The sequence below is a fragment of the Pseudomonas sp. NFIX10 genome (assembly GCF_900111955.1).
Lineage (GTDB): Bacteria > Pseudomonadota > Gammaproteobacteria > Pseudomonadales > Pseudomonadaceae > Aquipseudomonas > Aquipseudomonas fluorescens_AA.
Genome location: NZ_FOKH01000036.1, coordinates 1 through 10,206, shown reverse-complemented (window position 1 = coordinate 10,206; position 10,206 = coordinate 1). Strand labels below are relative to the sequence as shown.

Below are 10,206 nucleotides of genomic sequence, written 5' to 3'. Positions count from 1 at the left end.
CAACTGTGATGTTGCTGGTCCAATGCAATCGCGAGCAAGCTCGCTCCCACAGGGGCTGTTGCTGGACACCTATTTTGTGAACCGCCCGGATCGATGTGGGAGCGGGCTTGCTCGCGATAGCGGTGTGTCAGGCAACTGTGATGTTGCTGATGCAATGCCATCGCGAGCAAGCTCGCTCCCACAAAGGTTTTAAGTTGTTCTGATGGATCAAGCCGCCGGCTGATCCAGCTCCAATCCCACACCCAGACGACGGGACATGCACGGCCAGCGCTTCCAGGCCGCGCCGGTTTCCGGGCTGCTGAGCTTCTCGCGGTAGGTTTCCACCGATTCCAATGCAAACGTCTCGTCGTTGAGCATCTCATCGAATGTGTGATGGACCACTTCATCGAGTTGGTTGGCAAATGCCTCACCGATCAACTGGTGGGCGATCAGATTGGCGACCGTCATGTCCAAGGGGATCAATGGCTGGCCGAAATGCTTGATGTACAGGTCGTTGACCTCTTCGACGAACCGATGCGCCAGATAGGCTTCGTCCAGGAGGCTGTCGAGCCCGACATGCCCGGCCATGATGGTCGGCGGCTGGAGGAAGTACTGTTCGGCAATCTTCAGTACCGGTTTGATCTGCGATTCGATACCCGCCTCCCTGGCGACATCATTGGCTGCATCCAGCAGGTCGGGGACTTCATCAATGTAGGCGGCGACAAAACGCGCCAGGACGTCGTTGGCGTTCGCGTCCGGCAATTGAATGGCTCGGTGCAGGTTCGGCAGTTGGGCCGTCAACTGACGGGTCAACTGCCCGGTCTCGGCTTCGTGTTGTTGGGCTTTTTGGATCTGCTCGCGCAATGCGGCGGTGTTCATGACAACTCCAGGAAACAAAGGCAAAGAATAGGGAAGACATAACTTAGCTGGCCCAAAAACACTCCTAAGACCTATTTTTCATAACCGCCTCGTCCTTGCTGCGTCGCAGTTATATCGGTTTGCCATCACTCAGGCTCGCATCCTTCTCCATTCGCGGGCTCTAGCGCAAGCCCCGGCTGTTTCAAACGATTTACGCCATCGCGTTGCGAGGTTGCAGGTGCTGTCTATACTCGGGTTGGAATGGAGTTAGCTGATGACACCCGATTGCATGTGCAGCAAGGCGCGGCGGTTCAAGTTGGTAGTCTGAAGTAGCCGATCCCTTGCCGCAGGCGTTACGCCTACGGGATAACAAGAACGATAAGGGGAACCCGCAATGACGCGACATCCACACGTATGGATGGGCCTCCTGTTGTGGTCGATTTTCAGCCAGGCACAAGCGGCCTGGACTGTGAATATGGCGCCTGGAGCCACACAGATCAGCAACGCAGTGTTCGACCTGCACATGACCATCTTCTGGATCTGTGTGGTCATCGGCATCATCGTCTTCGGCGCCATGTTCTGGTCGATGATGATGCACCGCCGCTCAACCGGCCAGAATGCCGCGCATTTCCACGAAAACACTCGCGTCGAAATCCTCTGGACCATCGTGCCCTTCCTGATCCTGGTGCTGATGGCGATTCCCGCCACCGCCACCCTGATCAAGATGTACGACTCGAGCGAGTCGGACATCGATATCCAGATCACTGGCTATCAATGGAAGTGGCACTACAAGTACCTGGGCCAGGACGTCGAGTTCTTCAGCAACCTGGCGACCCCCGCCGAGCAGATCCACAACCAGAGCGCCAAGGGCGAGCACTACCTGCTGGAGGTCGACAAGCCGCTGGTGCTGCCGGTCGATGCCAAGGTGCGCTTTCTGGTGACCTCCGCCGACGTGATCCACTCCTGGTGGGTGCCGGCCTTCGCGGTCAAGCGCGATGCGATCCCCGGGTTCGTCAACGAAGCCTGGACCCGTGTCGACAAGCCCGGCCTGTACCGCGGCCAATGCGCCGAGCTGTGTGGCAAGGACCACGGCTTCATGCCCATCGTGGTGGAGGTCAAGAGCAAGCCCGACTACGAGAAATGGCTGGGTGAACGCAAGGCCGAAGCCGCGCAGCTTAAAGAGCTGACCAGCAAGGAATGGACGCGCGAAGAACTCGTTGAGCGCGGCGACAAGGTCTACCACACCACCTGCGTGGCCTGTCACCAGGCCGAAGGCCAGGGCCTGCCGCCGATGTTCCCGGCACTCAAGGGCTCGAAAATCGCCACCGGGCCCAAGGCCGATCACCTGAGCATTGTCTTCCACGGCAAGCCTGGCACCGCCATGGCCGCGTTCGGCAAACAATTGTCGGAAGTCGATATCGCCGCGGTCGTGACCTATGAACGTAACGCCTGGGGCAACAACAAGGGCGACATGGTTACGCCTAAAGAAGTGCTGGAACTCAAACAGGCGGAAAGCCAATGAGCCGGCCTGACGTGTGTTCCCGTAACCGGTCGGGGCTTGCCGCCCCGCACCGTCCAGCCCACTCGTTCGAAGGAGACAGGACATGAGTGCTGTGATCGATGACCACGGTCATGCCGGCGCCGACCACGCCCACGGCCCCGCCAAGGGCCTGATGCGCTGGGTGCTGACCACCAACCACAAGGATATCGGCACGCTGTACCTGTGGTTCGCCTTCTCGATGTTCCTGCTGGGCGGCTCGTTCGCCATGGTGATCCGCGCCGAGCTGTTCCAGCCGGGCCTGCAGATCGTGGAGCCGGCGTTCTTCAACCAGATGACCACCATGCACGGCCTGGTGATGGTCTTCGGCGCGGTGATGCCGGCGTTCGTCGGCCTTGCCAACTGGATGATCCCGTTGATGATCGGTGCGCCGGACATGGCCCTGCCGCGCATGAACAACTTCAGCTTCTGGCTGCTGCCGGCCGCGTTCCTGATGCTGGTGTCGACGCTGTTCACCCCGGGGGGCGGGCCGAACTTCGGCTGGACCTTCTATGCGCCGCTGTCCACCACCTATGCGCCGGAAAGCGTGACGTTCTTCATCTTCGCCATCCACCTGATGGGCATCAGCTCGATCATGGGCGCGATCAACGTGATCGCCACCATCCTCAACCTGCGCGCCCCCGGCATGACCCTGATGAAAATGCCGCTGTTCGTCTGGACCTGGCTGATCACCGCGTTCCTGCTGATCGCGGTGATGCCAGTGCTGGCCGGCTGCGTGACGATGATGCTGATGGACATCCACTTCGGCACCAGCTTCTTCAGTGCCGCCGGTGGCGGTGACCCGGTGCTGTTCCAGCACGTGTTCTGGTTCTTCGGCCACCCCGAGGTGTACATCATGATCCTGCCGGCCTTCGGTGCCGTCAGCTCGATCATCCCGGCGTTCTCGCGCAAGCCGTTGTTCGGCTACACCTCGATGGTCTACGCCACGGCCGCCATCGCGTTCCTGTCGTTCATCGTCTGGGCGCACCACATGTTCGTGGTCGGCATTCCGTTGGTGGGCGAGCTGTTCTTCATGTACGCCACCCTGCTGATCGCCGTGCCCACCGGGGTGAAGGTGTTCAACTGGGCGAGCACCATGTGGCAAGGCTCGCTGACCTTCGAGACGCCGATGCTGTTTGCCGTGGCGTTCGTGATCCTGTTTTCCATCGGCGGTTTCTCCGGGCTGATGCTGGCCATCGCCCCGGCGGACTTCCAATACCAGGACACCTACTTCGTGGTCGCGCATTTCCACTACGTGCTGGTGCCCGGCGCGATCTTCGGGATCTTCGCCTCGGCCTACTACTGGCTGCCGAAATGGACCGGCCACATGTACGACGAAACCCTCGGCAAGCTGCACTTCTGGCTGTCGTTCATTGGGATGAACATGGCGTTCTTCCCGATGCACTTCGTCGGGCTGGCGGGCATGCCCCGGCGGATCCCCGACTACAACCTGCAGTTCGCCGACTTCAACATGGTCTCGTCCATCGGCGCGTTCATGTTCGGCACCACGCAGATCTTCTTCCTGTTCATCGTGATCAAGACCATCCGCGGCGGCCCATCCGCACCGGCCAAGCCTTGGGATGGGGCCGAAGGGCTGGAGTGGAGCGTGCCGTCGCCGGCGCCGTATCACACCTTTACCACGCCGCCGGAAGTGAAATGAGATGACACATGAAATTCCTGTGGGAGCGAGCTTGCTCGCGATGGCGGCGACTCGGTGTGTCAGACACACCGCTATCGCGAGCAAGCTCGCTCCCACAGGGTTCCTGGTAGGGACTGGAAATCATGGCTGATTCGATTTCGATGAAAAAACTGGTCACCCGCCTGCTGGTGGTGGTGGTGGCCATGTTCGTCTTCGGGTTTGCCCTGGTGCCGATCTACGACGTGATGTGCAAGGCGTTCGGCATCAACGGCAAGACCGCCGGGCAATACGAAGGCGAGCAGACCGTCGATGAGTCGCGCCAGGTTCGCGTGCAGTTCCTGTCGACCAATTCGGTGGACATGCCCTGGGACTTCTACCCCAAGGGCGATCAGTTGGTGGTCCAGCCGGGGGCGGTGAACGAAATGGTGTTTGTCGCCCACAACCCCACCGACCGGCCAATGAGTGCCCAGGCGGTGCCGAGCATCGCACCCAGCACCGCGGCGGCGTATTTCCACAAGACCGAATGTTTTTGTTTTACCCAGCAAGTGCTGCAACCCGGCGAACGCATCGAAATGCCCATGCGCTTCATCGTTGACCGGGACATGCCCAAGGAAGTGAAGCACCTGACGCTGTCCTACACGCTGTTCGACATCACCGCTCGTCATCCACCGGTGGCTTTAAACACTGACCGATAGCGTGCCCGATAAGGAGAACAATAAATGGCAACTCACGAACACTATTACGTTCCGGCCCAGAGCAAATGGCCGATCATCGCCACGGTCGGGATGTTCGTCACGGTGTACGGCCTGGCGACCTGGTTCAACGACCTGAAAGCCGCCCGGCCCGAATCCCACGGCCCGCTGATCTTTTTCGTCGGCGGCCTGTTGGTGGCCTACATGCTGTTCGGCTGGTTCGGCGCGGTGATCAAGGAAAGCCGCGCCGGGCTGTACAGCGCCCAGCTCGACCGCTCGTTCCGCTGGGGCATGAGCTGGTTCATCTTTTCCGAGGTGATGTTCTTCATCGCGTTCTTCGGCGCCCTGTTCTATGTGCGCATGATCTCCGCACCGGGCTTGGCGGGCGAAGGCACCAAGGGCCTGTCACACATGCTCTGGCCGAGCTTCGAGTTCGCCTGGCCGTTGCTGAACAACCCCGATCCGAAACTCTTCCCGGCGCCCAAGGACGTGATCAGCCCTTGGGGCTTGCCGCTGCTCAACACCATCCTGCTGGTCAGTTCCAGCGTCACCGTCACCATCGCCCACCATGCCTTGAAAAAAGGCCATCGCGGCGCGCTGAAAATCTGGCTGGCGATCACCGTACTGCTGGGTTGCGCCTTCCTGGGCTTCCAGGCCGAGGAATACATCCACGCTTATAAAGAGCTGGGCCTGACCCTGGGCTCCGGTGTCTACGGCGCGACCTTCTTCATGCTCACCGGCTTTCACGGCGCCCACGTCACCATCGGCACGATCATCTTGTTCGTGATGCTGATGCGGATCATGCGCGGGCATTTTGACAACGAGCACCAGTTCGGCTTCGAGGCGGCGAGTTGGTACTGGCACTTCGTCGATGTGGTGTGGATCGGCTTGTTCATCTTCGTCTACGTGCTCTGACGCAAACGCTACCAGGGCGCGTGGGACACCAACTGGCCGCTGAAGAAACCCCAGGCGATCAAGCCGACGGTGACGGCGGCCAGGCTGACCCGAATCGCCAGGGCGATGACCAGGCGATTGGAATCGCTGTCGTCCTTGACCAGAAAAAACAGGCCGCTGAACAGGCTGGCAATCGTGGCAATCAGCATCAGGACGATGGCTGCTTTTAGCATCAGGAACATTCCGGGGGGACGCGATGCACGTGAGTATAGCTATCCCGTTCGATGGCTTTCGGACGGCACCATGAAAGGTTTCCGGCCAGGCATCGTGCCGTCTCTGGTGGTGGCCGTGCTGGTGCCGGTGATGGTGTGCCTGGGGTTCTGGCAATTGAGCCGGGGCGAACAGAAACGCGTGCTCATGGACACTTACGCCGAGCGCCGCATGGCGCCGCCGATGGACAGCACCGTGCTGGCGCACACCACCGACCCGGCCTTTCGAGCGGTCACGCTGCAGGGCCAGTTCGACGCCGAGCACAGCATCCTGCTGGATAACCGCCAACACGACGGCAAGGTCGGCGTCGAGTTGCTGCAACCGTTCCTCGATCACCGGACCGGGCTCTGGCTGCTGGTCAATCGCGGCTGGCTGCCCTGGCCGGACCGGCGCACCCCGCCGGTCTTCGACACACCGGAACAACCCATCAGCCTCCAGGCCTGGGTCTATGTCGCACCGGGCGCGACGTTCCAGCTCCACGCCGACCCGGCGGGCGCGCCCTGGCCGCGACTGGTCACTGCCATCGAGCCGGACAAGCTCTGGGGCGAATTGGGCCACAGCGGCTTCGCCTATGAAATGCGCCAACAAAGCGGCCCCGGCGCCTACCGGACCGATTGGCCGGTGGTGGCCATGGGTCCGGAAAAACACCTCGGTTATGCCGTGCAGTGGTTCGCCATGGCGGCGGCCCTGTTCGGCCTTTTTCTTTATCTCGGATGGCACAACGCAGGGAGACACCATGGGAAGCACCATGAATCCAACCAACACGTCTGAGGCGCCCGCGGCACACAGCCGTCGCAAGGGCCGCGTGCAATTGCTGCTGATCTTGCTGGGGGTGATCGGCCCGATGATCCTGGCCACCGGCATGTACAAATTCCAGTTCTGGGTGCCCGACAGCCGCAGCTACCACGGCGAACTGATCGGCAACGGCCAGACCCGCGCCGAGATTGGCGTGCAGGCCGATGAACAGCGCTGGCAGATCCTGGTCACGGCGCCACAGGAGTGCTCGGTGGATTGCCGGCAACTGGTCTACCTCGCCCGGCAGGTGCAGATCGGCCTCGGCCGCGACGCCTCCCGCGCCAGCCACGCCCTGGCTATCGCACAACCGCTGGACGCTGAATATGACGGGCAATTGCAGCGCGAATACCCGCAACTGCAACGCTACCCACTGGACCTGCCGGCCTATCAGAAAGGCGCCCAGGGCTCCGGTGGCGCCCAACTGTGGATCATCGACCCCCACAGCAACCTGGTGCTGCGCTACGACGCCCGGGTCAAAGGCAAGGACCTGCTCAACGACCTGCGCCATTTGCTGAAACTGTCGAACATCGGATGAGGGCATCGACATGGCCAAACCTGGATTTCGCCTCGCGCTGTTCGCCACGCTGCTGGCACTGATCGTCGTCCTGCTGGGCGCCTACACCCGGCTGACCCACGCCGGCCTGGGTTGCCCGGACTGGCCCGGTTGCTACGGGTTCATCAGCGTGCCCAAGAGCGAAGCCCAACTGGCCCATGCCGAGCTGCACTTTCCCGACGCCCCGGTGGAAGCCCATAAGGGCTGGAACGAGATGGTCCATCGCTACTTCGCCGGGACCCTGGGCTTGATGATCGTCGCGTTGGCGGCACGGTCCTGGATGAACCGCCACCGCCCGGGCCAGCCATTGAAGTTGCCGTTGTTCCTGCTGGCGGTGGTGTTTGCGCAAGCGGCATTCGGCATGTGGACCGTGACCCTGAAACTCTGGCCGCAGGTGGTCACCGGACATTTGCTGGGCGGCTTCGCGACGTTGAGCCTGCTGTTCCTGCTGACCTTGCGATTGTCCGGCGTGCTGCCGGCGCTGACCGTGCCCAAACGCCTGCAACACTGGGCCACCGCCGGGCTGCTGCTGGTGATCGGCCAGATTGCCCTCGGCGGTTGGGTCAGCTCCAATTACGCCGCCGTGGCCTGCATCGACTTCCCCACCTGCCACGGCCAATGGCTGCCACCGGCCGACTTTGCCAACGGCTTCCACCTGACCCAGCACATCGGCCCCAACTACTTGGGCGGGCAACTGGACAGCGACGCCCGCACCGCCATCCACCTGACCCATCGCATCGGCGCCTTGCTGGTGACCGTGGTGCTGATGGGGCTGGCCTGGCAATTGAAGACCGTCGGCATGACCCGCCTGGCCGGGCTGGTGCTGACGGCACTGGCGGCGCAGATCACCCTGGGCATCAGCAACGTGCTGTTCCATCTGCCGTTGCCGGTGGCCGTCGCCCACAACGCCGGGGGCGCCGCGTTGCTGCTGACCCTGGTATTGGTCAACTATCACGCCCGTACCAGCCTGGTCCGGGTCAAGCATCAAGTCCCGCTGCGCTGGCGGTTCAACCCGCATAAACACGGCGCCAGCCCCCTCACAATAAAAGGAGAGATGCCATGGCAACCTTGACCGGTGAACGCCACAGCCAAGCGATATGGCGCGATTACCTGGAGCTGACCAAGCCCAAAGTGGTGGTGCTGATGCTGATCACCTCGCTGGTGGGCATGTTCCTCGCCACCCGCGCCGGCGTGCCGTGGACGGTGCTGGTATTCGGCAACCTGGGCATCGCCCTGTGCGCCGGTGGCGCGGCGGCGGTCAACCATGTGGTGGACCGGCGCATCGACGCGGTCATGGCCCGCACCCACAAACGGCCACTGGCCGAAGGGCGGATCTCCCCCGCCGCCGCACTGACCTTCGCCCTGGCCCTGGCCGTGATCGGCCAAGCCTTGCTGCTGGCCTTCACCAACCCACTGACAGCCTGGCTGACCCTCGCCTCACTGCTGGGTTATGCGGTGGTCTATACCGGCTTCCTCAAACGCGCGACGCCGCAGAACATCGTCATCGGCGGCCTCGCCGGCGCGGCGCCACCGCTGCTGGGCTGGGTCGCAGCCACCGGGCATGTCAGCGCCGAACCGCTGCTGCTGGTGCTGATCATCTTCGCCTGGACCCCACCGCATTTCTGGGCCCTGGCCATCCACCGCAAAGAGGAATACGCCAAGGCCGATATCCCGATGCTGCCGGTGACCCACGGCGAGCACTACACCAAGATCCATATCCTGCTGTACACCCTGGTGCTGCTGGCGGTGAGCCTGATGCCGTTCGTGATCCATATGAGCGGGATGCTCTATCTTGTTTGCGCGCTCGTACTGGGCGCCCGGTTCCTGCAATGGGCCGTGGTGTTGTACCGTGGCACTCGGCCGCACGCGGCGATCAACACCTTCAAGTACTCTATCTATTACTTGTTCCTGCTGTTCATCGCCCTGCTTGTAGATCATTACTTACTGTTGAGCCTATGACTCGAACCCAGAAAACCGTCTTCATCCTCGTGGCCGTGATCGCACTGATCCTCGGCCTGACCATCAACAAGGTGCTGTCCGGCAAAGGCCAGGGCGACCCGACCGCGCTGATCGACGCCGGCATCATCCTGCTGCCCCAGAGCCGCACCCTGCCGGACGTGAAAATGACCGACCAGGACGGCCAGCCGGTGGCAGTCGATGGCTTGAAGGATAAATGGAGCCTGCTGTTCTTCGGCTACACCTTCTGCCCGGACATCTGCCCCACCACCCTCGCCCAACTGCGCCAGATCAAAAGCGAGTTGCCGAAAGAGGCTGTGGATAAGTTGCAGATCGTACTGGTCAGCGTCGACCCGAACCGCGACACGCCCAAGCAGCTGAAGCAGTACCTGGGGTACTTTGATCCGCAGTTCATAGGGCTGACGGCTTCATCGGTTGAAGACCTGCAGAAATTGGCGAATGCGGTAAGCATTCCGTTTATTCCGGCGGATACCAGTAAGCCCAACTACACGGTTGATCACAGCGGCAACCTCGCCGTGATTGGGCCGGACGGCACCCAACGCGGGTTTATTCGTGCGCCGTTGAATAATCAGAAGCTCGTGGCGCAGTTGCCGGAGATGCTGAAGCGCAAATAACGCCTCCAGAGGCACACCGCTCAGCTAAGCCATGCCGATTCCTTGTGGTGAGGAAGTCCCTTGTGGCAATGAAATCCATTGTGGCGAGGGAGATCCCGCCGCGTCTTCGACGCTGCGCTGTCGCGCAGCAAACAGGGATCCCTCTACAGTTGAAGAACGCGCGCGGGGCAAAGGCCGTAACCAGCACTGGTGTGACAGCACCCGAGAGGGAGAGTGGCCTGCACGGTATCGGCGTGGAGTCGTTGATGGCACGGCCAGGCCGTGACCTCGTATAAGAGAGTGAATCCTTTCGCCACCGTGTACCCCGCGCGCGTCATTCAATCCTGCGAGGAATTGTCATGGCGCGCAAGAACCAAAAGCGTTTTGAGATTATCCATCATCACTGTGCCGGTATTGAC

11 protein-coding genes are annotated in these 10,206 nt (G+C 61.6%); 9 read left to right on the top strand and 2 right to left on the bottom strand.

The genetic code is table 11. The annotated features are described in order from the left end of the window. Positions 1–207: 207 nt before the first annotated feature. Entirely contained in the window at positions 208–858 is a 651-nt protein-coding gene (locus BM321_RS25205; RefSeq protein ID WP_025211149.1) for a hypothetical protein, read from the bottom strand. Positions 859–1,231: 373 nt separating this feature from the next. On the opposite strand from BM321_RS25205, the gene coxB reads away from it, so the two are divergent. The 4 genes from coxB (at position 1,232) to BM321_RS25185 (ending at position 5,620) form a co-directional block, all read left to right on the top strand. Then, the gene (coxB, locus tag BM321_RS25200) at positions 1,232–2,359 is read left to right on the top strand and encodes a cytochrome c oxidase subunit II (protein WP_092445483.1); all 1,128 of its coding nucleotides are present in this window, start codon (positions 1,232–1,234) and stop codon (positions 2,357–2,359) included. An 82-nt stretch (positions 2,360–2,441) separates the two neighbouring features. Further along, positions 2,442–4,034 carry a cytochrome c oxidase subunit I gene (gene ctaD / locus BM321_RS25195; RefSeq protein WP_092445481.1) on the top strand — a complete coding sequence of 531 codons (1,593 nt, stop codon included), beginning with the start codon at positions 2,442–2,444 and terminating at the stop codon, positions 4,032–4,034. A 122-nt stretch (positions 4,035–4,156) separates the two neighbouring features. After that, complete coding sequence (locus BM321_RS25190; RefSeq protein WP_092334160.1) at positions 4,157–4,708, top strand: cytochrome c oxidase assembly protein; 552 nt, start codon at positions 4,157–4,159, stop codon at positions 4,706–4,708. A gap of 24 nt (positions 4,709–4,732) precedes the next feature. Continuing rightward, the gene (locus BM321_RS25185; RefSeq protein ID WP_092334162.1) at positions 4,733–5,620 is read left to right on the top strand and encodes a cytochrome c oxidase subunit 3; all 888 of its coding nucleotides are present in this window, start codon (positions 4,733–4,735) and stop codon (positions 5,618–5,620) included. Positions 5,621–5,628: 8 nt separating this feature from the next. On the opposite strand, the gene BM321_RS25180 is transcribed toward BM321_RS25185, so the two are convergent. Further along, entirely contained in the window at positions 5,629–5,832 is a 204-nt protein-coding gene (locus tag BM321_RS25180) for a twin transmembrane helix small protein (RefSeq protein WP_092205492.1), read from the bottom strand. Positions 5,833–5,902: 70 nt separating this feature from the next. Between BM321_RS25180 and BM321_RS25175 the strand changes: the two genes are divergently transcribed. From BM321_RS25175 to BM321_RS25155, 5 genes are read left to right on the top strand one after another with little or no spacing between them, the layout of a single operon-like run. Then, a complete protein-coding gene (locus BM321_RS25175; protein WP_092445479.1) occupies positions 5,903–6,640 on the top strand; it encodes an SURF1 family protein in 738 nt (245 codons plus the stop codon). After that, complete coding sequence (locus tag BM321_RS25170; RefSeq protein WP_092445477.1) at positions 6,606–7,199, top strand: hypothetical protein; 594 nt, start codon at positions 6,606–6,608, stop codon at positions 7,197–7,199. The genes BM321_RS25175 and BM321_RS25170 overlap by 35 nt, the downstream gene beginning before the upstream one ends. Positions 7,200–7,209: 10 nt before the next feature. Next, on the top strand, positions 7,210–8,289 hold the full coding sequence (locus BM321_RS25165; RefSeq protein WP_092334168.1) for a COX15/CtaA family protein: 1,080 nt from the start codon (positions 7,210–7,212) through the stop codon (positions 8,287–8,289). Further along, entirely contained in the window at positions 8,277–9,176 is a 900-nt protein-coding gene (gene cyoE / locus BM321_RS25160) for a heme o synthase (protein WP_072347596.1), read from the top strand. The genes BM321_RS25165 and cyoE overlap by 13 nt, the downstream gene beginning before the upstream one ends. Continuing rightward, a complete protein-coding gene (locus BM321_RS25155; RefSeq protein ID WP_092205496.1) occupies positions 9,173–9,808 on the top strand; it encodes an SCO family protein in 636 nt (211 codons plus the stop codon). The genes cyoE and BM321_RS25155 overlap by 4 nt, the downstream gene beginning before the upstream one ends. Positions 9,809–10,206 lie beyond the last annotated feature (398 nt).

Excerpts from the sequence above, each read along its gene's own strand:
- BM321_RS25205 (WP_025211149.1), bottom strand. The coding sequence starts at position 858 with ATGAACACCGCCGCATTGCGCGAGCAGATCCAAAAAGCCCAACAACAC.
- coxB (WP_092445483.1), top strand. The coding sequence starts at position 1,232 with ATGACGCGACATCCACACGTATGGATGGGCCTCCTGTTGTGGTCGATT.
- ctaD (WP_092445481.1), top strand. The coding sequence starts at position 2,442 with ATGAGTGCTGTGATCGATGACCACGGTCATGCCGGCGCCGACCACGCC.
- BM321_RS25190 (WP_092334160.1), top strand. The coding sequence starts at position 4,157 with ATGGCTGATTCGATTTCGATGAAAAAACTGGTCACCCGCCTGCTGGTG.
- BM321_RS25185 (WP_092334162.1), top strand. The coding sequence starts at position 4,733 with ATGGCAACTCACGAACACTATTACGTTCCGGCCCAGAGCAAATGGCCG.
- BM321_RS25180 (WP_092205492.1), bottom strand. The coding sequence starts at position 5,832 with ATGCTAAAAGCAGCCATCGTCCTGATGCTGATTGCCACGATTGCCAGC.
- BM321_RS25175 (WP_092445479.1), top strand. The coding sequence starts at position 5,903 with ATGAAAGGTTTCCGGCCAGGCATCGTGCCGTCTCTGGTGGTGGCCGTG.
- BM321_RS25170 (WP_092445477.1), top strand. The coding sequence starts at position 6,606 with ATGGGAAGCACCATGAATCCAACCAACACGTCTGAGGCGCCCGCGGCA.
- BM321_RS25165 (WP_092334168.1), top strand. The coding sequence starts at position 7,210 with ATGGCCAAACCTGGATTTCGCCTCGCGCTGTTCGCCACGCTGCTGGCA.
- cyoE (WP_072347596.1), top strand. The coding sequence starts at position 8,277 with ATGGCAACCTTGACCGGTGAACGCCACAGCCAAGCGATATGGCGCGAT.
- BM321_RS25155 (WP_092205496.1), top strand. The coding sequence starts at position 9,173 with ATGACTCGAACCCAGAAAACCGTCTTCATCCTCGTGGCCGTGATCGCA.